A 21,138-nucleotide genomic window follows, 5' to 3' on the forward strand; every position below is an offset into this window, starting at 1 on the left:
ACCCGGGGATCGACATAGAAGCTCGGGTTGAACATGTTCGCGATGGCCACGCTCAGCGCCTGGACATTCTCACCGGTCACCAGCGACGGCCACAGGAACGCACCCCATGCCGACAGGAAGAGCAGGATCGTCGCCGTGATCATCCCGTTCCGCACCAGCGGCACCACGATGAAGAAGAAGATGCGGAAGTGGCCCGCCCCGTCTACCTGCGCCGACTCGATGAAGGACCGTGGAAGATCCTCCATGAACTGCATCAGGATGAACACCGAGAGCGGTGAGACCATCAGCGGCAGCGCGACGCCCAGATACGAGTCCGCCAGTCCAAGTTCGAAGACGAACCGATAGAGGGGCACGACGTAGAGCACCAGGGGCAGCATCATCGAGCCCATCAGGACGCTGAACAGCAGACCCTTCCCTGGAAACTGGAAGAAGCTGAACTCGTAGGCCGCGAGCGTGCAGCAGAACAGCATCCCCACCACGGCAAGCAGGGTGAACCAGAAGGTGTCCAGCAGTGCACTGCCGATGTCGATCGTCGTGACCGCGTAGACCACCTTCGACCAGCCGTTCGCGAAATCGTTCGGGAGGAAGGCACTGGTCATGTCGGTCGAGTCCGACGAGAAGGTCGCGCTGAAGATCAACCAGACCGGCACCAGGCTCGCGACCAGCCAGATCAGGCCCAGCGTGACCATCACGACGAGCCCGACTCGGCTGGCCGGCTTCGATGTCTCGTGCTTCACTGTTCACACCCTCTTTCGGCGAAGTCGGAACAGAACGAAGGTGACCGTCATGATGATCACCATCAGGATCGTTCCCTCGGCAGCTGCTCGTGCCAGGCCCGCCTCGGAACCGGTCTTGACGTTCCTCACCATCTCCATGACCGGGAAGAGCATGACCTGATCTGGCCCACCCACCTCGTTGGGCTGAGAACCAGAGGTCAGGATCTGCGGAATGTCGTAGACCTGCAGAGCACTGATGAACGAGTACGTGATGACGAAGAAGATGATCGGTTCGATCATCGGGATCGTGATGCGCGTCATCTTCTGGAAGACGTTCGCGCCGTCGATGTCAGCCGCGTCGTACAGATCCTGCGAGATGTCCTGCATGCCGGTGCTGAAGATGATGAAGTTGAAGCCGACGGAGTGCCAGATGTCGATGATGACAACCATGGCTATCGCATAGCCGGCGGTGTACACCCAGTTGATACCGGTGCCGATGCCGAACTTCGCCAAGAACGCCGCTACCAGACCGGTGTCGGGGTTCATCAGCCACAGCCAAACCCCGACAGCCAGGAAGAGCGGCATCACGGTGGGCACGAAGTACCCGGCTCGCAACACGCGATACAGCCGCGCGGGCAGGTTGTTGAGGATCAGCGCGAGCGCCAGCGAGATCGCCAGCCCGACCACAACGGTGATGGGGACGTAGATCGCCAGGTTCACCAGCGACTTCAGGAAACGAGTGGACGTCCGGCCCTCTCCGCTGAGGATGTAGGCGTAGTTCTCCAGGCCGACGAACCGGATGCGGCCACGGCTGGAGATCGACCAGTCTGTGAAGCTCATGGCAATGCCGTAGACCATCGGAACAACGACGAAGACGATCAACAGACCGAAGAAGGGCAGCAGCCCGAGGTAGACGGGAAGGTAGGACTTCCAGCGACGGGCGGGCTTCGCTCGCGCCCCGCCCTGGTTCTTGCGTTGCGAGTGCATAGCGGACCTCCTTGGGGCTGCGGCCGCCGAAGCGGCCGCAGCCCGACCGTCTATTCGCCAGCCTCGGCGTAGAGATCGTTGATGGCGTCAACGAACTGCTGGGAAGCCTGCTCGGGGCTGGTCGCACCCTTGCCGAGACGCGAGGCGGGATCCACGATGGCACTGGGCCAGAAGACGCTGGAATGCATGAACTCCATCTGGCGCATGCCCATCGTGAGGCCCTTGGACGAGAGCTCGAGCATGCCGCCAGCGGCAAGCACGTCAGGATCGTTCATCACGTCCTGGCGCAGGGTCGAGCGCCCGACGTTGATGCTCCAGGCCTTTTCCGACTCGAAGGAGCCGAGCTTCTTCAGGTACGCCGCGATCAGTTCGTTGCGGGCAGAGTCATCGCTCTTGACCCCGTAGAAGAAGTCCCAACCCTGCAGACCACCGGTCCAGCCGTCCTTCTCGTACGGCGGGACGAGGACGAAGTCATAGTCCACCCCACTCTGCTGGATACCCGGCTCCTGCCACGGTCCAGCCAGCAGGTAGGCGAGCTTGTTGGTCTTGAAGGCCTCCATGGTCGCGTCGGCATCGTAGACCAGGGACGAGTTGGCCTGCGCCTCCAGAGCGGAGAGCGTGCTGAAGGTCCGCTGCAACTGCTCGGGCTTGATCGTCGTCTTGCCGTCGCTGACCCCCACCGTGATGTTCTGGGCGTCCGATCCCATCACGGCACCGGGGGCGAAGTACCCACCTTCGGTCCAGGAGTGGGTGGCATCGAACCCGGCCTTCTTGACCTGAGCCATCTGCTCAAGGAACCGATCGTAGGTCGGAATACCCTCGGCCGGGTCGATGCCGGCCTCCTTCAGCACCGTGAGGTTGCGGAAGATCACCGGGATGTAGCTGATGAACGGAATCGCCCATACCCCATCGTCGACGGTCACGGCGTCGAGCGCCTCCGGGTAGAAGCCTCCGGAGAACTCCTGGTCAGCGAACACCTCGGAGAGATCCAGGAGGTCGATCACCCGCTTGTAGTTCTTGGCATCGCGGGCGCTTGCGCTGAAGACGTCGGGCAGCCCAACTCCTGCCATCAGGCTGGAGAGCAGCTCGGCGTCGTTCTTGGGGACCAGCGTGATCGATTTCACTTCTGGATGCTCGGTCTTGAACTCGTCCACCCATTGGTCCATGAGCTTGCCCTGCTCGTTCTGGACCATGTCCGAGTACACCCACACCGTGAGGTCGTATCCGTCAGCCTTCGGCTCCTGGCTGGTGCCGGAACCACAGCCGGTCAGCAAGGTGCTAGCCAGCCCGAGTGCAGCGATCGCTGCTACGTATTTCTTCATCAGGAATCTCCTTCGCTCAACTGCCTTGTTGTCAGCGGACTGCGGGATTGCTTGACCGACGCGGCGGCGCTGGGAACGTCGCCACGTCCGACCTGTCGTGTTTGCGCTACGCCGAGGCCCGCCCGTCCGGGTCACTGAGTTCAGCCGCGGCGCCGCGGGTGAGGTACAGCCATGCATTCGAGAACCGCTGCATGAACGAGGCGGGCATCATCACCGAGACGGGTTCCTCGGTCACCCGGTGCACCAGATGAGCCTTGGCGGGGCTGGTCACCAACGCCAGCACAGTCGCCGGACGCAGCAGCGCCGGCATCGTCAAGGTGAGGCCGTACCGTGGGGTCTCCTCCGCCGAGGCGAACAACCCCGCCCGGGCAATCTGCACCCGGGTCTCATCAGCCAGCGGCACCACCTGGACGAGATCGGGCGTGGTGAAGTCCGCAGGCGGATCGTTGAAGGCCAGGTGGCCGGTGTCGCCAATGCCGACCAAGCACACCTGGGGGTCGTGCTGCTCGAGCAGTTGGCTGTACCTGGTCAGCTCGTCCTCCACCGGCAGACGATCGCCCTCAAGCGGGTAGAACGCCTTCGGGTGCACGTCGTCGAGCAGTTGCCGGCGGAGCCGCGAGGCGCCGCTGTGCGGTACGTCGGACGACACGCCCAGATAGGTGTCGACATGGAACACCGTGATACGGGACCAGTCGATGTCGGAGCGCTCCTTCAGTGCCGCGAAGAACGGCAGTTGAGAAGCGCCCAGTGCCAGGATGACCGCCATCTCCGGCTTCGTGCCGAGTTCGGCGTTCACCGCGGCAGCGAAGTGCTCCGCCGCGGCCGTGCCCAACTCCTGATCGTCTTCGACAATGATCGTGTTGAGCTTTCCGTAGGTTCTCTTCTCCATCATCTTCCTCTCATCGTTGATGTCGCGTGGTCGTACTGATCGGGTCACTGGCTGACCGGTTGTGCCCGGTTCAGGCGCGCTTGTTCGAGGGCGAGCATCAGCGCGCCGTTGAGGGGTGCCTTGTTGATGTGGAGCGCTGGTCGGAGTTCCACCGACCGGCGGTCGACCATCGGACCCACGAAGGCGTCATGCAACGCGTCCCAGAACACGGGGCCGGAGTTGGCCACTCCCCCACCGACGACGATGGCCTGGGGATCAAGCGCCGCGACCAGTTCGGCCAGCACGTATCCCACCGCGGCGCCGGCGGTTGTCATGACCTTCAGTGCCAGAGCGTCGCCCGCCCTGGCGTGTTCGGCAACGAGGCGTGCGGTGATCGGCTCTGTGGCGGCCGCCAGTGTGCTCGGCTCGCCGGCACGAAGGTGGCCGACGACGGACGCCGCGATGGCCGGCCCGGCCGCGATCGCTTCGATGCAGCCGGTGTACCCACATCGGCACGGGGTTGGATCGCCCGCCACCCGCATGTGACCGAACTCCCCGGCCTGCCCGCTGCCACCGCCGCACGGACGTCCGTCCATGACGATCCCGCCGCCGATGCCGGTGCTCACGGTCAGGTAGACGAAGTCGGTCAGCCCGGCGGCAGCACCGAAGCGGCCTTCGCCGAGCGCTCCCGCCAGCCCGTCGTTGACCACCTTGACCGGTGCGCCGAAGCGCTGGGAGAACTCCTGCGCCAAGGGCAGGTCGTCCCAGCCTGCCACCAGGGATGAGCGAAGCACCCGCCCCGAGTGGCTGTCGACATTGCCGCCGAAGCTGACGCCGATTCCGGCGATCTGAGCATCGGTCCGGGCTATCAGCCGATCGGTGAGCCGCTCCACCGACCGCAGGCTCTCCCGGGCGTTCTCCAGCGTCGGAACCTTGCCGGTCGCGAGCCAACCCGAGGAGTCAGCGTCAGCCACACCGACTGCGATCTTCGTGCCGCCGAAGTCAAAGGCGAGCACCGCCTGGTCTGCCACCACACCTCCAGGTGTCCGTCGTCATCATTAGTTAAATAATCTGCCTTACTAAGTCTGGTGTCAATGCCCCGACCTCGATCAGTTCGGGTCTTCACCAAGCAGCAACCGGGTGACTGCGCCGCCGGCTCCCACCAGCCGCCGCTGGCGGGTGGTTCCCAGGGCCTCGGATCAGAGCTGGACGACGCCTTGGTGGAGGTTGCGCTCGTAGCGTTGCCCCACGAGGCTGGCGATCGCGTGGTCGTGCGCGATCGCCGCCGCGCCCGTCACCGTCGCGGCCTCCCCCAGGGAACCGACCTGGACCGACAGCACGCCGAGGCCCTCGCGTTCCTCGGCCACTACGTCCTGGACGCTGTGCACGATGAGGGCACGCCGACCGATATCGCCATCGAGCACGATGAGGGCGGGATCGACCACAGCTGCGATCGCCAGTGCGGCGCGTGCGATGCCCTCAGCTTCGTTGACGAGGCCGGCAAGAGCGCCACGATGGCCGTCTTCGGCCCGGGAGAACAGCTCATCGATGGAGGCTGGCGGCGTCCCGTCCGCCATCGTCCACGTTCTGGTGACCCTGGCCAGGACCTCAACACTGCCCAGATACCGCTCCAGGTCGTGGTGTGGCGGTTTCTCCGCCGACAGCACGCTCACCGGCAGGAACGAGATCTCGCCGGCACCTCCGTTCGCCCCGCGCAACACCCTTCGTCCGGTGACGATGCCGGCGCCGATCTTGGCGCCGACATGCAGGTACACGAAGTCATCGACATCTGCCGCACCCAACTCCAACTCGGCAATGGCCGCACAGTTGGTCGCGTTCTCCACCAGAACCGGGATCTCCGGCGGCAGTCCGAGGGAGTCGATCAACTCGAAGCGATTGATGAACCCGGGACGGGTGGAACTGAGTTGGGTGAGAAAGCGCGGAATGACGCGCTCCAAGGCGACCCCGACCGCGCAAAGGTTGCCTGCGGTCGCGCCGATCCTGTTCTGGACCTCGCTGACTTCCGCCCGGATGGCGTGCTTGACGACTGCGGGATCCGACCCGTCGATCACCTGATGGGCCTGCAGCAGAAGGTCGCCCCGAAGGGACACTGCGGCCAGCCAGATGGCTTCCGCCTCAACGCTGACACCCAGAACCCAACCTGCCGTCGCCGAGATCGCGTAGACGGCTGCCGCGCGTCCGAGTGACCCCTGGTGAGAACGCACCACGCTCACCAGGTTCGCGTTCTCCAGTGCCGCTATCGAGGTACCTACTGTCGGCTTGGAGACACCGACCAGGCGGCCGATCTCGGCCCGGGTGCTCTCGCGCGCATGATTCACCGCCCAGAGCACTGCCCGATCGGTCTCGGTCAACTCAGTTCGGATCAGTTCTGTCGCCATCGCTCAAACAAACTCGTCGCACAGGCAGACCGGCTGGGAGCTCGCACAGGGGTCTGCCGGACACCGGTGGCCCGCGTGTCGGGGACAGCGTAGCGGCGGCATGCAGCGCATGCACGCCTGCAGCCCCGGACGATCGCGGCAGCTCTCGCCAGCCGCCAGGCGTTCCGGCCGTGGCCGGCGCGAGGCTGCCCATCGGATCCCGCGAACCCACCGGTTCAGGGTTCTCTCAGGGGATTCCTCGTTGTGCTGACGCGATCGGTGCCTAGGCTTGATGTATGGGTTTCATCGCATGGATCATCATGGGCCTGATCGCAGGTGCCATCGCGAAGTCGATCATGAAGCAGGACGGCAACTGGGTCTCGTCACTGGTCTTCGGCCTCCTCGGCGGTGTCGTGGGCGGCTGGATCGGTGATCTGCTGCCCTTCGGCAGCGGCGGCAGGCTGGAGTTCTTCAGCCTCGGATCCTGGATTCTCGCCATCGTGGGTGCCACCGTGGTGTTGTGGGTCTACCGCCTCATCACCGGCAAGAGCGCGAAGGCCTGACCACCTCACCTGTCTCCCCTCAAGCCAGCAGGCCCGGTCCCCCCGCCGGGCTTGCTGCCTGTCCGGGTTCGTTCCTGCCGTGACGAGACGACCCTCGGCCCCGGCCAGCGCGCCTGCCGGCAGGTCAGGGTTCGGCCTGCTCCAGCGCGGCCAGCACTGCCTCCACCCGCCCGTCGTCCCAGATCACCGAAGGATCGGGCTCCAGGAAGCCGACGGCGAGCATTGCGCAGTCGAGCGCAGCCAGTGACCAGGACGCATTGCCGGTCCCGAAGGGGTCGGCGTCCACCCGGTCTTCGGCAATCCCGGGGTTCGCCAGCGCCATCAGGATCAGCCCTCGCATCGTGCCCTGCAGCAGTGCCGCGAGGCTGGTGAAGCCGGGCAGCCCCGGTCGCAGCCGATAGCCCAGGACAGCCGCCAGCCCCTGCCAGGAGTTCGCGAGTCGGTCGATGAAGCCCTGCTGGGTCGCTGTCAGCGCCGCCTGCACCTCGCCGCGCAGTCCGTCGTCCTCCAGGCCGAGGAAGGTTGCCGTCAGGGCGAGGTAGGTACGCCACTGCGTCGAGGTGTACATCGTGGTGAAGTCATGGGTGGCCGCCCGCCGCACGACGTCCACCACGGTTGCCCAGCGCTGCGCCGGATCGGCCAGTTGCGGGAGTACCGGGCGGACCAGTTCGCGGATCAGGACGGTAGCGGAGGCCATCCCGACGGCTGCCGGTTCGGCCGCCCTGGCGAGTTCGCGGATCAGGTCGTGCAGGAACGACTCCTTGGTCGGCCAGCGGCGATAGGCGGCCGTTCGCGAGACCTTAGCCGAGGCGATGACCGCCTCGAAACTCAGGTGTTCGAGACTGACTGTCAGGCCGGTCGCGTTGACCACACCGATCGCCGCAGCGAGCACCCGGCGCTCGGTTTCCGCCTGGCTCAACCGCGGCCTCCGGATCTTCTCGGGGCCCATCCCACTCCCACCTTGGGACACAATGTCCCAACTCTTTGGTACTTTATGTTCCAAACCTAGTGCAGGATGCCGCGAGCGCAGAACCCGGTCGCGCAACGCCCTCGGGCCCAGCACCGGTGTCGGCCGCCGCCACGTGGCCCGGACCGGGCGAGGTCCGGCACTCCAACCCGAAGGGAAGTCCCATGTCCGTCCTGATCGTGGTCGAGTCCGAGTTCGGTAACACCCGCAGCGTCGCGCAGGCCATCGCGGACGGTGTCGCAGCCCAGCGCGGCGCAGATTCCGTGCACCTGCTGTCCGCCGGCGAGGCGCCGCTGCGCATCCCCGCCGAGGTGTCACTCGTCGTGGCAGGAGCACCGACCCACAATCTCGGCCTGCCCACCCAGGCCAGCCGCGCGAAGGCGGCCGCGGCGGGCGCCACCGGCGGCGACTCCACCGGCCTGGCCGAATGGATCGCCGGCTTCGCCGGTCATCCGGGCCTGACGGTGACAACCTTCGACACCAGGGTGGCCTCGGGCTTCGCAGGATCCGCGGCCAAAGCGGCCTACCGAGCGCTCCGCCGCCGGATCGGCCAGGCCGCCGAGCGCGGCCCCAGCTTCATCGTGAAGGGGACGGAAGGCCCGCTGGCCGACGGCGAACTCGAGCACGCGGCTGCCTGGGGTGCTGAACTCGCCCGGCGGCTTCCGCCCGCAGCCTGAGCCGATTCAGACCAGCTTGCGATCGGTCGCCCAACGGGTGAGCTGATGGCGGTTGGACAGCTGCAGCTTGCGCAGCACCGAGGAGACGTGGGTTTCGACGGTCTTGATTGAGATGAACAGCTCGCGAGCGATCTCCTTGTAGGCGTAGCCCCGGGCGATCAGCCGCAGCACTTCGCGTTCGCGCTGGGACAGCCGGTCCAGATCCTCATCGATGCTGGCCACGTCGATCGAGCCGGAGAAGGCGTCCAGGACAAAACCGGCCAGCCGCGGCGAGAACACCGCGTCGCCGGTGGCCACCCGTCCGATCGCCTCGATCAACTCGTCGGCGGAGATCGACTTGGTCACGTAACCGCGGGCGCCAGCCCGGATCACCCCGATCACGTCCTCGGCCGCGTCCGAGACCGACAGCGCCAGGAAGCGCACCTCGGGTTCGGTCGCCAACACCTGTTTGAGCACCTCGACTCCCCCGCCACCAGGCAGGTGCACGTCGAGCAGCACCACATCCGGCCGGGTGGCCAGGATCGCCGCGACCGCCGTCGGGACGTCCTCGCCCTCGCCGACGATCTGTACCCGGTTGCCGATGTCGTGCCGCACGCCGCTGCGGAACATCGCGTGGTCGTCGACCACCACCACTCGCCAGGCGGCCGGGGTGGGGTTCTCGGGGGTTTCGGTCATCGCGGCATCACTCGCTTCGCTCGTCGGAACCCTCAATCGGCTCGGGGAAGCGAGCTTGCTCGCTCCCTGCTCGCCTCACGCGGGTTTCCAGTCTCACTTCGGTTCCCTCGCCGGGACTTGATCGAATTATGGCCCGTCCCCCCGCCCGTCTGACCCGCTCGACGATCGATCCCCGCACGCCCATCCGGTCGGGATCGATCGCTGTCGGGTCGAAACCGGCGCCGCGGTCGCGCACGAACACGCTCACCAGGTCGTCGTCCGCCTCGGCGTAGACGTCCACCCGTTCGACGCCCGAGTGCCGGGCCGCATTGACCATCGCCTCCCGGGCGGCCTGGACGACGGAGGTGACCTCGGGGGTCAGGTCGCAGTCGCCAACGGTGACCAGGTCGACGTCCACGCCGTGGTCGGTCTCGACGTCCGCGGCGATCGCCTGCAGGGTCTGGCCGAGGGTGGATGCCGGCGCGGTCTCGCCGTAGAGCCACTGTCGCAACTCTCGTTCCTGCCGCCGGGCGAGCGCCACCACCGCGCGCGGATCCTTCGCTTGCCGCTGGATCAGCGCCAGGGTCTGCAGGACGGAGTCGTGCAGGTGGGCGGCCATGTCGGCCCGGGCATCGGCGACCAGTTTGTCGTCGCGGGCCTGCGCCAGGGTCGCCCGCATCCGCAGCACCCAGGGCAGCAGTGCCAGACCGAGCGCGCCGATCGAGAGCCCGAGCAGGGCGAACGTCCCGCCGACCTGGCCCAGCCTGCCCAGCGAGCCGACCAGCAGGAAGATCGCCACCCCGATCGCCACCAGTCCGAACAGAATGGTGACGATCGTGCTCCAGTGTGCGAGCAGCGGGGCCACCCAACGGCGCAGGCCGGGGCCGCTGCGGTCCCGGGTGGAGGCGTGGTCGGCCTGCCACCAGATCGCACCCAGGCCGACCGCGCCGAGCAGCCCGACGGCCAGCATCACCGGGTCCATCGCCCACGGGCTGAGCTGCACCAGCCAGACCAGCCCCAGACCGAGCAGGCCCAGCGCGCCCGCAACGCCGTAGTCCACCGGACGCAGGTCCAGGCCGGACACCTGGCGCATCCCGGTACGGGTGGCCGCCTCGATGCCGGGGGCGGCGTGCTGGACGCTGGAGCGGGGCATCACCAGCCACAACACCAGATAGAGCACCACCCCGGCCAGGCGGGTGGCGGTCAGGACAACGAAGAGCACCCGCACCACCAGCACCGACCAGCCCAGGTGATCGGCCAGACCGGCGCACACCCCACCCACCCAGGCGGCGTTCAGCGGCCGGGTCGAGCGGGGCGAGATCTCGGACATGGATACCAGTGTCGCCGTTCCTGGGCTCAACCGCGACCAGTCCTGGCTGGGGCGCGACGGGAGCGAGAGGCTACAGGTAGCGGCGGCCAGTGCTGGCGGGCCCTAAGCCGACCCGCGGACGATCAGCTCGCTGGTCAGCAGTACCGGGCTCTCGATGTCGGCTCCGGAGAACAGCCCGAGCAACATCCCGCCGGCAATCCGGGCCAGTTCGATGGCCGGGTTCGTCATCGTGGTGAGCAGCGGGTGGGTCTGCAGTGCGGCCGGCGAGTTGTCGAACCCGATCACCCTGACATCGTCGGGAACCCGGACTCGGGCCCGCCGCAGCGCCTGCATCGCTCCCAGCGCCATCAGATCGGAGGCGACGAACAGTCCGTCCATCCCGGTTCGCTGGTCCAACAGAGCAGCCATGGCCCGCTCGCCACCCCGTGCCGTGAAGTCTCCGGCCAGTTGGCCGACGGGCTCCAGGCCCGCCTCGGCCAGCGCGGCCGTGAACCCGCGCAACCGCTCGGTGGCGGCATTCATGTCCAGCGGTCCGGTGATGGTTGCGATCCTGGTCGCCCCCGCCTCCACCAGGTGCCGGGTCGCCGCCACCGCGGCGTTGAACTGGTCGAGTTCGACGTAGGGCAACCCGGCCACCCCTGGATCCCCGACGAAAACCGCCGGGCAGCCGCCGTCCAGCAGTGCCCTGGCCAGGTCGGGGCCGTGGTGGGAGACCACGATCGCGCCGTCCACGTGCCCACTCTCGAGGTAGCGCGCCATCCGCAGGCTGCTCTCGCCCGGCTGGGCCATCGCGAGCAGCACCTGGAAATCGACACCCGCGAAGGCGTTCAGCGCGCCGTGGTAGGCCTGGGTCAGGAAGGGGTCGGTGAACACCCGCTCGTCGGTCTCCGGGACGACCACCGCCACCGCACCGGCCCGCCGGGTGGCCAGGGCGCGCGCCACCCGGTTCGGGTGGTAGCCGAGTTCGCTGATCGCCCGTCCGACCGCCTCGGAGGTTGCCGAGGAGACCAGGTGGCCGCCGTTGACCACCCGTGACACGGTGGCCCGGGACACCCCCGCAACCCGCGCAACATCGTCAAGGGTGGGCGCCGCACGCCCGGTTCCGTTGTTCACCGTGCCGTTGTTCACCGCGCACCTCCCTGCGACATCGACGGCTCCTGGCAGCCGGCCTGCGAACCTGTCGCCACGGCTGCACTACAGGATAGTATGGAAGCGCTTCCATTCCCCGGCGGTCCGGGTATTCGCGAACGGAAAGGCAGTTGCCAACAATGCAGTTCGGCTTCTTTGACGACGCGGCTCGCGAGTACGTCATCACCACTCCCGACACCCCTATGCCGTGGCTCAACTACCTGGGCAATTCCGCGTTCTTCTCGCTGCTCTCCCACCGCGCCGGCGGTTACTGCTTCCACACCGACGCCAGGCTGCGCCGGCTCACCAGGTTCCGCTACAACGACATCCCGGCCGACTCCAATGGCAGGTACCTGTTCGTCAACGACGGCGGGGACGTCTGGAGCCCGTCCTTCGCGCCGGTCGGTGCCACCCTCGACTCCTACGAGTGCCGGCACGGGCTGGGCTACACCAGAATCACCGGCACCCGCGGCGGCGTGGAGGTCGCCACGCTGTTCCTCGTCCCGCTCGACGACCCGGCGGAACTCCACCAGGTCACCGTGACCAACCACAGCGACGCCGTCAAGGAGTTGACCCTCTTCTCCTACCTGGAGTTCTGCCTGTGGGACGCGCTCGACGACCAGACCAACTACCAGCGCAACCTCTCGCTGGCTGAGGTCGAGGTCGAGGGCTCGACGATCTACCACACCACCGAGTACCGGGAGCGTCGCAACCACCTCGCGTTCTACTCGGTGAACTGCCCGATCGCCGGCTTCGACACCGACCGGGACACCTTCGTGGGCCGCTGGCGGCCGCTGGCACAGGCCGAGGTGCCGCACTCCGGGGCGCCGCGAAATTCGCTCGTCTCGGGCTGGTACCCGATCGGCTCGCATGCGATCACCCTGCGGCTGGAACCCGGTGAGTCCCGTGACCTGGTGTTCATCCTCGGTTACGCCGAGAACCCGCCCGAGGCCAAGTTCGTGGCTCCCGGGGTGGTCCGCAAGGATCCGGCCCGGGCGCTGCTCGCCCGCTATCAGACCGTGGCGCAGGTGGACGCCGCCATGGCGGCCCTGCGCGGCTACTGGGACAGTCTGCTCGACGGCTTCCAGCTGCGGTCGGCGGACCCGCTGCTCGACCGCAGCGTCAACACCTGGAACCCCTACCAGTGCATGACCACGTTCAACCTGTCGCGCTCGGCCTCCGGTTTCGAGACCGGGATCGGCCGCGGCATGGGTTTCCGCGACTCCAACCAGGATCTGCTCGGGATCGTCTGGATGCTGCCCGAGCGTTCCCGGCAGCGGATCCTCGACCTGGCCGCCACCCAGTTCCCGGACGGCTCGGCCTACCACCAGTACCAACCGCTCACCAAGCGGGGGAACCACGCGCTCGGTTCCGGCTTCAATGACGATCCCCTGTGGCTGATCGTCGGGGTGTGCCACTACCTGAAGGAGACCGGTGACTGGTCGATCCTGGACGAGCAGGTGCCGTTCGACAACGATCCGGCCCTGGCCAAGCCCCTGCTCGATCACCTGATCGCCAGCTACCAGTACGTGGTGACCAATCTCGGCCCGCACGGACTGCCGCTGATCGGCCGGGCAGACTGGAACGACTGCCTCAACCTCAACTGTTTCTCCGACCTCCCCGGCGAGTCCTTCCAGACCACCGCCAACCGAGGGGACGGACGGGTGGCGGAGTCGGTCTTCATCGCCGGCCTGTTCTGCTATGCCCTGCCCGACCTGATCGCAGTGCTGCGCAACCGTCCGGCAGGCGCCGGGACGGACGAGCTCGCACTCGCCGCCGAACTGGAACAGGCGCTGGCGGCCATGACCGCCGCCGTTGACGTGGCCGGCTGGGACGGCGGCTGGTTCCGCCGCGCCTGGGACGCCTTCGGCGAGCCGGTCGGCTCGGCCGCCAACGCCGAGGGCCAGCTCTACATCGAGCCCCAGGGCATGTGTGTAATGGCTGGCCTGGGGGTGTCGGACGGACGCGCCCGCCGGGCACTCGACGCGGTCGAGGCCCGGCTGGCCAGCGAGCACGGCATCGCCCTGCTCGCCCCTGCCTACACCAGCTACCACCTCGAACTCGGGGAGATCTCCAGCTACCCGCCGGGGTACAAGGAGAACGGCGGGATCTTCTGCCACAACAACCCGTGGGTGATCATCGCCGAGACGATCGCGGGCAGCCCTGAACGTGCTTTCGACTACTACCGGCGGATCACCCCCGCCTACCGTGAGGCGATCAGCGAGGTGCACGGCCAGGAGCCCTATGTGTACTCCCAGATGATCGCCGGCCCCGAGGCTCCCCGGCACGGCCAGGCCAAGAACTCCTGGCTCACCGGGACCGCCGCCTGGGCCTACCACGCCGTCACCAGCTGGTTGCTCGGGGTTCGTCCGGGTCTGGACGGTCTGGTGATCTGCCCACGGATGCCCTCCTCGGCCGGCGACTACGAGGTCACTCGCCGCTACCGTGGCGCCACCTACCACATCCGGGTGATCGGCTCGGGCACCTCTGCCGCTGGCCGGCTCACCGTGGACGGCCAGCCGGTGGACGGCGAGGTAGTCCCGGTCGCCGCCCCGGGCGAGGTCATCGAGGTGGTCTGGTCCGCGCTGCGCTCGCCGAAGTCCTCGGTCTCGCAGGAGTAGCCAGACTTCCGCCTCGGTGGAGTCTGATCCACGCTGCACGCGTTGTGCCAGGCGACCTGAGCGCCGACTCGGCTCTGGTTCGCCGGGGCGGGAGCCACGGGAATCGGCTGTCGAACCCGTCCCGGAATCAGGCCGGCCACCAGTCCTCCCCGCCATGGCCCGGCTACCCGTCAGACGACTGCCCGGCGATCAGAGCCTGATACCAGCGGGCGGAATCCTTCGGGGTGCGGACGAGCGTGTCGTAGTCCACGTGGACGATGCCGAACCGCTTGGCGCACCCTTCGGCCCACTCGAAGTTGTCCAGCAGCGACCAGGCGAAATAGCCCGTGACCGGTGCCCCCGCCTCGATGGCGGCACGCACCGCCGCGATGTGGCTGTCGTAGTACGCCACCCGCGCCGCATCATGGAAGACACCGTCGGCGCCGGCAACATCGTCGAAGGCGGCACCGTTCTCGGTCACCATCAAGGGGATCGCGGGAGCCCGCCGCGCCGTTCCCAGCAGGAGATCGGTCAGCCCCTGCGGGTCGATGTTCCAGTCCATCGCCGTGCGCGGACCCGGATCGGTGACATGCCGGGCGTCCTCCGCACCGGGCCAGGGGTTCGGCGAACCGTCGGCGACACCGGCGCCCACCTTGTGGGTCGCGTAGTAGTTGATCCCGAGCATGCTGAGCGGCTGGTGGATCGTCGTGAGGTCGCCGTCTCGCACGAAGCTCCAGTCCGTCAACTCCGCGGTCGCCGAAACCGTCAGGTCGGTGTAGCGGCCTTCCAGCACGGGGGTCAGGAAGATGTCGTTGCCGACCGCGTTGACCCGTCCGAACGCATCCAGATCGGCCGGCTCATCGCTGAGCGGGTAGAGCTGGTGGAGGTTCAGCACCTCCCCCACCGGGGTCGCATCCCCCAGCACACCACGGATCGCCTGCGTGCCGAGTCCGTGGGCCAGGTTGAGATGGTGGGCGGCAGCCAGCGAGGCGGCCGGCTCGGTGCGGCCCGGTGCGTGGATGCCCGCGGCGTAGCCCAGGAAGGCTGCGCACCACGGTTCGTTGATCGTGGTCCACAATCGGATCCGGTCGCCCAACGCCGCGGCCATGATCTGCGCATACTCGGCGAAGCGGTAGGCGGTGTCGCGGTTGGGCCAGCCGCCGGCGTCCTCCAGCGCCTGCGGCAGATCCCAGTGATACAAGGTGACAACCGGGGCGATACCGGCGTCGAGCAGTTCATCGACCAGCCGGGAGTAGAAGTCCAGCCCGGCAGCCCGCGGGGCACCGGTGCCGTCCGGCTGAATCCGCGGCCAGGCGACGGAGAACCGGTAGCCGCTCAGCCCGAGGTCGCGCATCAGGGCGACGTCCTCGCGGTAGCGGTGGTAGTGGTCGGCGGCGATCCGTCCGTCCGAGCCGTCGATGATCGCTCCGGGACGTTCACAGAAGCTGTCCCAGACCGAGCGCCCGCGCCCGTCGGTGTCGACTGCGCCCTCGATCTGGTAGGCCGAGGTGGCAGCACCCCACAGAAAGCCCTGGGGAAATCCCGGAACGGTGGTCATCCCTTGACAGCTCCTTGCATGATGCCGGAGACCAGGTGTCGTCCGGCGACGGCAAACAGGATCAGCAGCGGGATCGTGGCCAGCGAGACTCCCGCCATGATCAGCGACATGTCCTTGAAGTAGGAGGCCTGCAGCAGTTGCAGGGCCACCGGCAGGGTGGGGTTGGTCGAGCCCAGCACGACGAACGGCCAGAAGAAGTTCGTCCAACTGGCCACGAAGGTGAACAGCGCCAGCATCGCCGCTGCCGGACGCGCGGCCGGCAGGGCGACGTGCCAGAAGGTGCGGATCATCGAGCAGCCATCCACCCGCGCGGCCTCGATCAACTCATAGGGCAGCGCCTCGGCGAGGTACTGGGTCATCCAGAACACGCCGAAGGCGGTCACCATGCCGGGGACGATCACCGCCTGCAGTTTGCCGATCCAGTCGAGGTTCCGCATCACGATGAACAGCGGGACGATGCCGAGTTGGGTGGGGACGGCCATCGTCCCGATCACGAAGGCCAGCAGGCCGTTGCGTCCCGGGTAGCGGAGCTTGGCGAAGGAGAAACCGGCCAGGGTGGAGAACAGGACCACCGAGAGCGCCGTGATCACCGAGACGATCAGCGAGTTGAGCACCGCCTGCCAGAACTTGATGTCCGAGGCGAGCACGCGACCCGCATTCTGGAGGAAGTGGCCCTGCGGGATCAGGGACGGGATCGGGTTCTGGGCGATGTCGGCTGCCGTGGAGGAGGCCAGCAGGAAGGCGTAGTAGAGCGGGTAGGCCGAGATCAGCAGGACCAGCGCCAACACGGTGTAGGTGACCCAGCCGGGGCGCCGCATGCCCTGGTCGTACCGGCCGCGGTGACGGCGGGCCGCTCTGGCGGCGCCCTTGCCGGCGACCTGCTCGATCATGCCGAGCGACATCTGGGGGGTACTCATCGGGCCACCGCCTTCCGGGAGCGAGCGGTTCGGTGCGCATCGCCCGAGGTCGAGATCCGGCTGGTGAGCCAGTAGTTCGCCAGCGCGAAGACGACGATCACGATGAACAACACCCAGGCGACCGCCGACGCGCGGCCGAAGTCGCGCTGGTTGCCCCAGCCCAGTTCGTAGAGGTACATGGTGACGGTCATCCACTGCCGGTCGGCGCCGCCCAGGCCGATCTGGTCGAACATCCGCGGCTCGTCGAAGATCTGCAACCCGCCGATGGTGGACGTGATCACCACGAAGATGATCGTCGGGCGGAGCATCGGCACAGTCACCGAGAAGAAGGCCCGCAACCGGCTGGCGCCGTCGACCACCGCGGCTTCCAGGATGTCCCGGGGGATGGCCTGCATCGCGGCCAGGAAGATCAGGGTGTTGTAGCCGGTCCACCGGAAGTTCACCATGACCGAGATGGCGATGTGGGCGAACAGCGGCTCCTTGTGCCAGCCGATCGGGTCGAGCCCGATCAGTTGCAGGGCGGCGTTCGCCAGCCCGGACTGGTCGGCGAAGACCTGGTTGAAGATCAGGCCCACCGCCACCGGCGCCACCACATAAGGCACCAGAACACCCATCCGCCAGAAGGTCTTCGCCCGCAGGTTGGCGTCCAGGACGGCGGCAATCGCGATCGCGGCGATCACCTGGGGCACAGAGGACAGCAGGAAGATGCTGAAGGTGTTGCCCAGCGCCTTCCAGAACCGCTCGGCGGTCAGGACATAGCCGTAGTTCTCCAGCCCCACGAAGCCGTTGTTGCCCAGCAGCAGGTCATAGTCGTGCAGCGAGACGAAAGCCGTGTAGATCAGCGGGAACAGCCCCACCAGCGCGAACAGCAGGAAGAAGGGCGCGATGTAGAGGTAGGGAGCGCTCTTGACGTCCCATCGGCTGAGCCTGGTTCGCCATGCCGGGGGTGGGGACGGCACCTGGGTCGCGGTCGCTGTCACGGGCTCGCTCCTTCACGTTCGGATGGGCGGCCGGTGGCCGGGAACTGTCGTGATCCCGGCCACCGGCTGCGACGGCGGGTCAGCCGAGAGCGGCGACCTCGGAAACCGCCTTGGCCCAGGAGGCCTCGCGGTCGTCGGTCTTGTCCACATCCACCCGGTTGATGGCGTCGGAGATAGCCTGCCGGATCGCGAAGTAGTGCGGGCCCTTGAACGGGTTCACCGTCACGGCGTTCGCACGGTCAGCGAGGATCTGGCCGGTGGGGGCGTCGTTGAAGAACGGGTTCGTCACGCTCAGCAGATCCGGGCTCTTCAGCGCCTCGACCTGGCTCGGGAAGGTGCCCTTGAGCTTGAAGGCCTCGATCTGCTGCTCGGGAGCGGTCAGCCAGGCAGCCAGTTCCTTGGCAGCCTCGACGTTCGGTCCCTGTGCGGGGACGACCAGGAACGATCCGCCCCAGTTGCCACCGCCGCCGGGGAACGCGTTGGCGATGTCCCAGCCCTCCAGGCCGGCAGCGTTGCCCTCGATGACGCCGAGCATCCAGCCCGGGCAGAGCATGGTCGCAAAGGTCGGCTTCTTGGCGGCGTCCGCGGCCTGCACCTGGAAGGCAGCCGTCCAGTCGGTGCTCCACTGAGCCAGGTGCGCGGACAGATCGTCATCCTGCGCCGCCTTGATGACCGTGTCGTACATCTGCCTCATGGCGGTGTTCTGGTCGAGCGGGATGATCGTCTCCTCCGGCGCGGTCGACGAGAAGGCGTTGTCGACCTGGTTCACCATGCCCTGGAAGATGGCGTCGGTGGAGTCGAACCAGGCGGCGTCCGACTTGGCCACGAACTTCTTGCCCAGTTCGAAGTAGTCGTCCCAGGTGCCCAGCAGTTTGGCCACCTCGTCACGATCGGTCGGCAGGCCGGCCGCGGCGAACAGATCGGAGCGGTAGCAGACTCCCTCCGGACCGATGTCGGTGCCGTAGCCGATCAGCTTGCCATCGGCGGTGGTGGCCTGCGCGGCCTTCCAGTCCAGCCAGCGTCCCTGGACGTCGGGCGAACTCAGGTCGGCCAGCTTGTCGGAGGCCTGCATGATCTCGGTCAGCCAGTCGACCTCGACGGCCTCAATGTCGGACAGCCCCGAGCCGGCACCGATCTTGGTCATGAAGTTCTCGCGGGCCTCGTTCGAGGTCGCCGCCTTCTTCTCCTTCACCGTCACATTCGGGTGGGTGTCGGTGTACTTGGCCAGCAGGTTGTCGTACCCGAACTCGTTGAAGGTGGCGACTGTCAGGGTGATCTGCTCGGCTGGAGCCTGCGAAGCCGAACCGTCGGCGGTGGGTTGACTCGCCGACGGCGAGGGGCTACCGGAGGAACAGCCGGCGGCGAGCATCGCTACGCAGGCGGCCGCCGCCGTCGCTCGTAGCAGGGTGTGAGAGTGCATCTGGACTCCTTCGTCTGGTGACTGCAACCGCTCCGGTGCCCGCTGTGGAGGGCACTCTGAGAGCGCTTCCATTCCACAATGGAAGCGCTCTCAGAGTCAAGCAGCTTGCACTGCCGGTTGATTGCAGTTCGATAACGGACACCGCGTCAGCGGACTGTGGCGGCCGGTAGGACGCGGCCTGCCCAGCTGTGCGGCACCGTGACGACGGCACGGGACTCAGTGATCCGGGCGGGGGTGTTCAGGGTTGTCCCCCATGGTGAGGGCGCAGCCGGCCATCAAGAATGGACGCATGGAGAATCTCCCGGTGCGCAGGGCAGGTGGCGACGCTGTGGTTGCCGGTGTCTGCGCCGGGTTGGCCCGACGCTGGAATGTCGACCCCAACCTGCTGCGGATCGCCGTGGTGGTGCTGTCTTTCGTCTCCGGACTGGGCGCCATCGCCTACGGCGCCTGCATCGCGCTGCTCCCCCGTGAGGGTGAGGCCGAGGCGCCCGTGCGGCGGCTGCTCCCCTTCACCCGTAGCTGGTCGACACCCGCCCTCGTGGTTGCCGTGATCGGTGCCGGAGTTGGAGCCTTCGCCCTGCTCGGCGGCTTCTCCGGCGGCGCAGTCTTCCCGATGCTGGTGGTTCTCGGCCTCTGGCTGCTGATCGCCCGCAAGCGCGGTCAGACCGCCCAGACCCGTACCGCCGAGCCCACCCCGTTCGAGCGGGCCGCCGAGGCCTGGCAGCACCGCCTGATCGAGCACCAGCAGCAGATCGGCGCACTGCCCGTCCCTGCCACCCCGGTGGCTCCCACGACCATGCACCTAGCCGCGGAAGGCCGGCCGGTCGCCGCCGGCGGCGAACTCGTCCCGGCGGCCCGGCGACGCGGGCCGGCACGGCTGTGGTGGCTGGCCCTCGGCCTGGCCGCCGTCGGCACCGGGTCGGTGGCCATGCTGGGGTTGAGCCCGGCCTTCCATTCGCCGGCGCTGCCCTATCTGGCTGCCGTCCTGCTCAGCCTCGGTATCACGCTGCTGGTCGCCACCTGGCGGGGCCGGCCCCGGCTGATGGGGACGGTGACCGTGGTGGTGATGCTGTCCACGCTGCTCACCATGGCCGGCCCGGCGCTCACCCGGTTCGGCCCGCCCGGGGACCGGGCGCTGACGATCAGCTCCGCCGCCGACCTGCCCGCGCAGGTCTCGAGCATCGCAGGCGACGTCACCCTCGACCTCACCGACCTCACCCTCACCGAGGACACCACCCTGCAGGTGAGCCTGGGCGCGGGCGATATCGACGTCAAGCTTCCGGTCGGCACGCGTTCCCAGGTTGACTGGACGGTCAACGCCGGCCAGGCCACCGTCGTCGGCACGGAGTACGACGGCCTGGCCCAGTCGGGCTCCCGGGAGATCGCGACCGGCAAGGCGGACGGCCCCACTCTCCGGCTCGAGATCAACGTGGGGGCAGGAAACCTGACGGTGCGCTCATGAAACCCGACATCACCGCCTTCGGGCTCGGCAGCCTGGCCTGCATCCTCGGGGCCATCGCCCTGTGGGCCTGTTTCGGCGGCATCAGCTGGGCCTGGATCGGCCGGGCCGCGCCGGTCACCCTCGTCGTGCTGGGGATCGTGATGCTGATCCTCTCACTCAAGAAGAACACCAGAACCTAAGAAAGGAAACAGACAATGAACACACCTCTGGTCCGTTCCGCATCGGACAAATTCATCGGCGGCGTCTGCGGCGGCCTGGCCCGCTCGCTGGGCGTCGACTCCGGAATCGTGCGCGTCGTCACTGTGCTGCTCGCGATCTTCACCCAGGTCGGCTGGGTCGCCTACCTCGTGCTGTGGGCGATACTCCCGCTCGAGCAGGGCGGCCCGACTGGGGTCGACGAGGCCAAGAAGCTGTTCAACAACGGCTCCGGCGGCTCATCCGGCGCCCCGCACAACGGCGACGACCTGCGCTGACCGCGCTGACCGCGCCGTCCCGGCGCTGACCAGCCGCACACGGTCTCCGCCCAGGGTCTCCGAGATGACCGTCCCTGCTCTGCAGAATCCGGGCAATCCGGCCGACTCGCGTGGATAATCCACTCAGGTCGCCAGGAT

20 protein-coding genes are annotated in these 21,138 nt (G+C 67.5%); 6 read left to right on the forward strand and 14 right to left on the reverse strand.

From position 1 onward, the window contains the following. The 6 genes from VB080_RS02000 to VB080_RS02025 form a co-directional block, all read right to left on the reverse strand. On the reverse strand, positions 1-737 hold a 737-nt coding region (locus tag VB080_RS02000), incomplete at its 3' end, for a carbohydrate ABC transporter permease (protein ID WP_323416746.1). Positions 738-740: 3 nt separating this feature from the next. Beyond that, complete coding sequence (locus VB080_RS02005) at positions 741-1,703, reverse strand: sugar ABC transporter permease (protein WP_323416747.1); 963 nt, start codon at positions 1,701-1,703, stop codon at positions 741-743. Positions 1,704-1,753: 50 nt separating this feature from the next. Then, positions 1,754-3,025 carry an ABC transporter substrate-binding protein gene (locus VB080_RS02010; protein ID WP_323416748.1) on the reverse strand — a complete coding sequence of 424 codons (1,272 nt, stop codon included), beginning with the start codon at positions 3,023-3,025 and terminating at the stop codon, positions 1,754-1,756. 106 nt (positions 3,026-3,131) lie between these two features. Further along, a complete protein-coding gene (locus VB080_RS02015; protein ID WP_323416749.1) occupies positions 3,132-3,914 on the reverse strand; it encodes a 6-phosphogluconolactonase in 783 nt (260 codons plus the stop codon). A 44-nt stretch (positions 3,915-3,958) separates the two neighbouring features. Beyond that, the gene (locus VB080_RS02020; RefSeq protein ID WP_323416750.1) at positions 3,959-4,924 is read right to left on the reverse strand and encodes an ROK family protein; all 966 of its coding nucleotides are present in this window, start codon (positions 4,922-4,924) and stop codon (positions 3,959-3,961) included. 168 nt (positions 4,925-5,092) lie between these two features. Further along, a complete protein-coding gene (locus tag VB080_RS02025; protein ID WP_323416751.1) occupies positions 5,093-6,127 on the reverse strand; it encodes an ROK family protein in 1,035 nt (344 codons plus the stop codon). Positions 6,128-6,567: 440 nt separating this feature from the next. Between VB080_RS02025 and VB080_RS02030 the strand changes: the two genes are divergently transcribed. Further along, complete coding sequence (locus VB080_RS02030; RefSeq protein ID WP_323416752.1) at positions 6,568-6,834, forward strand: GlsB/YeaQ/YmgE family stress response membrane protein; 267 nt, start codon at positions 6,568-6,570, stop codon at positions 6,832-6,834. A 124-nt stretch (positions 6,835-6,958) separates the two neighbouring features. On the opposite strand, the gene VB080_RS02035 is transcribed toward VB080_RS02030, so the two are convergent. Continuing rightward, positions 6,959-7,783 carry a hypothetical protein gene (locus tag VB080_RS02035; protein WP_323416753.1) on the reverse strand — a complete coding sequence of 275 codons (825 nt, stop codon included), beginning with the start codon at positions 7,781-7,783 and terminating at the stop codon, positions 6,959-6,961. 182 nt (positions 7,784-7,965) lie between these two features. Between VB080_RS02035 and VB080_RS02040 the strand changes: the two genes are divergently transcribed. Then, on the forward strand, positions 7,966-8,478 hold the full coding sequence (locus VB080_RS02040) for a flavodoxin/nitric oxide synthase (protein WP_323416754.1): 513 nt from the start codon (positions 7,966-7,968) through the stop codon (positions 8,476-8,478). Positions 8,479-8,484: 6 nt separating this feature from the next. Here the strand turns inward: VB080_RS02040 and VB080_RS02045 are convergent, their stop codons facing one another. From VB080_RS02045 to VB080_RS02055, 3 genes are all read right to left on the reverse strand, one after another. After that, positions 8,485-9,153, reverse strand: a complete 669-nt coding sequence (locus tag VB080_RS02045) for a response regulator transcription factor (protein ID WP_323416755.1) — start codon at positions 9,151-9,153, stop codon at positions 8,485-8,487. A gap of 7 nt (positions 9,154-9,160) precedes the next feature. Continuing rightward, positions 9,161-10,462 carry a PspC domain-containing protein gene (locus VB080_RS02050; protein ID WP_323416756.1) on the reverse strand — a complete coding sequence of 434 codons (1,302 nt, stop codon included), beginning with the start codon at positions 10,460-10,462 and terminating at the stop codon, positions 9,161-9,163. A gap of 102 nt (positions 10,463-10,564) precedes the next feature. Continuing rightward, a complete protein-coding gene (locus VB080_RS02055) occupies positions 10,565-11,590 on the reverse strand; it encodes a LacI family DNA-binding transcriptional regulator (protein ID WP_323416757.1) in 1,026 nt (341 codons plus the stop codon). 140 nt (positions 11,591-11,730) lie between these two features. Here VB080_RS02055 and VB080_RS02060 point away from each other — a divergent pair, with 140 nt between their 5' ends. Then, complete coding sequence (locus tag VB080_RS02060; protein ID WP_323416890.1) at positions 11,731-14,211, forward strand: GH36-type glycosyl hydrolase domain-containing protein; 2,481 nt, start codon at positions 11,731-11,733, stop codon at positions 14,209-14,211. 163 nt (positions 14,212-14,374) lie between these two features. On the opposite strand, the gene VB080_RS02065 is transcribed toward VB080_RS02060, so the two are convergent. The 4 genes from VB080_RS02065 to VB080_RS02080 all read right to left on the reverse strand — a co-directional run bounded on the left by VB080_RS02065 (position 14,375) and on the right by VB080_RS02080 (position 19,065). Beyond that, on the reverse strand, positions 14,375-15,748 hold the full coding sequence (locus VB080_RS02065; protein ID WP_323416758.1) for a GH1 family beta-glucosidase: 1,374 nt from the start codon (positions 15,746-15,748) through the stop codon (positions 14,375-14,377). Continuing rightward, positions 15,745-16,665 (reverse strand): carbohydrate ABC transporter permease, encoded by a 921-nt coding sequence (locus tag VB080_RS02070; RefSeq protein WP_323416759.1) that lies wholly within the window; start codon positions 16,663-16,665, stop codon positions 15,745-15,747. Before VB080_RS02070 ends, VB080_RS02065 begins: the two co-directional genes overlap by 4 nt. Further along, positions 16,662-17,645, reverse strand: a complete 984-nt coding sequence (locus tag VB080_RS02075) for a sugar ABC transporter permease (RefSeq protein ID WP_323416760.1) — start codon at positions 17,643-17,645, stop codon at positions 16,662-16,664. The genes VB080_RS02070 and VB080_RS02075 overlap by 4 nt, the downstream gene beginning before the upstream one ends. A 79-nt stretch (positions 17,646-17,724) precedes the next feature. Beyond that, positions 17,725-19,065, reverse strand: coding sequence for an ABC transporter substrate-binding protein (locus VB080_RS02080; RefSeq protein WP_323416761.1), 1,341 nt, complete (start codon positions 19,063-19,065; stop codon positions 17,725-17,727). A gap of 289 nt (positions 19,066-19,354) precedes the next feature. Between VB080_RS02080 and VB080_RS02085 the strand changes: the two genes are divergently transcribed. Genes VB080_RS02085 through VB080_RS02095 form a run of 3 tightly spaced genes read left to right on the forward strand, consistent with a single transcriptional unit; the run spans position 19,355 to position 21,000 of the window. Next, a complete protein-coding gene (locus VB080_RS02085; protein WP_323416762.1) occupies positions 19,355-20,527 on the forward strand; it encodes a PspC domain-containing protein in 1,173 nt (390 codons plus the stop codon). Then, positions 20,524-20,706 (forward strand): hypothetical protein, encoded by a 183-nt coding sequence (locus tag VB080_RS02090; RefSeq protein ID WP_323416763.1) that lies wholly within the window; start codon positions 20,524-20,526, stop codon positions 20,704-20,706. The genes VB080_RS02085 and VB080_RS02090 overlap by 4 nt, the downstream gene beginning before the upstream one ends. A 15-nt stretch (positions 20,707-20,721) precedes the next feature. Then, a complete protein-coding gene (locus VB080_RS02095; RefSeq protein ID WP_323416764.1) occupies positions 20,722-21,000 on the forward strand; it encodes a PspC domain-containing protein in 279 nt (92 codons plus the stop codon). The last annotated feature ends 138 nt before the right edge of the window (positions 21,001-21,138 follow it).

The organism is Propionicimonas sp., from assembly GCF_034927565.1.
Lineage (GTDB): Bacteria > Actinomycetota > Actinomycetes > Propionibacteriales > Propionibacteriaceae > Propionicimonas.

Coding starts and splice junctions, on each gene's coding strand:
- VB080_RS02030 (WP_323416752.1), top strand. CDS start 6,568: ATGGGTTTCATCGCATGGATCATCATGGGCCTGATCGCAGGTGCCATC.
- VB080_RS02040 (WP_323416754.1), top strand. CDS start 7,966: ATGTCCGTCCTGATCGTGGTCGAGTCCGAGTTCGGTAACACCCGCAGC.
- VB080_RS02035 (WP_323416753.1), bottom strand. CDS start 7,783: ATGGGCCCCGAGAAGATCCGGAGGCCGCGGTTGAGCCAGGCGGAAACC.
- VB080_RS02070 (WP_323416759.1), bottom strand. CDS start 16,665: ATGAGTACCCCCCAGATGTCGCTCGGCATGATCGAGCAGGTCGCCGGC.
- VB080_RS02015 (WP_323416749.1), bottom strand. CDS start 3,914: ATGGAGAAGAGAACCTACGGAAAGCTCAACACGATCATTGTCGAAGAC.
- VB080_RS02065 (WP_323416758.1), bottom strand. CDS start 15,748: ATGACCACCGTTCCGGGATTTCCCCAGGGCTTTCTGTGGGGTGCTGCC.
- VB080_RS02010 (WP_323416748.1), bottom strand. CDS start 3,025: ATGAAGAAATACGTAGCAGCGATCGCTGCACTCGGGCTGGCTAGCACC.
- VB080_RS02080 (WP_323416761.1), bottom strand. CDS start 19,065: ATGCACTCTCACACCCTGCTACGAGCGACGGCGGCGGCCGCCTGCGTA.
- VB080_RS02005 (WP_323416747.1), bottom strand. CDS start 1,703: ATGCACTCGCAACGCAAGAACCAGGGCGGGGCGCGAGCGAAGCCCGCC.
- VB080_RS02095 (WP_323416764.1), top strand. CDS start 20,722: ATGAACACACCTCTGGTCCGTTCCGCATCGGACAAATTCATCGGCGGC.
- VB080_RS02045 (WP_323416755.1), bottom strand. CDS start 9,153: ATGACCGAAACCCCCGAGAACCCCACCCCGGCCGCCTGGCGAGTGGTG.
- VB080_RS02050 (WP_323416756.1), bottom strand. CDS start 10,462: ATGTCCGAGATCTCGCCCCGCTCGACCCGGCCGCTGAACGCCGCCTGG.
- VB080_RS02090 (WP_323416763.1), top strand. CDS start 20,524: ATGAAACCCGACATCACCGCCTTCGGGCTCGGCAGCCTGGCCTGCATC.
- VB080_RS02085 (WP_323416762.1), top strand. CDS start 19,355: ATGGAGAATCTCCCGGTGCGCAGGGCAGGTGGCGACGCTGTGGTTGCC.
- VB080_RS02060 (WP_323416890.1), top strand. CDS start 11,731: ATGCAGTTCGGCTTCTTTGACGACGCGGCTCGCGAGTACGTCATCACC.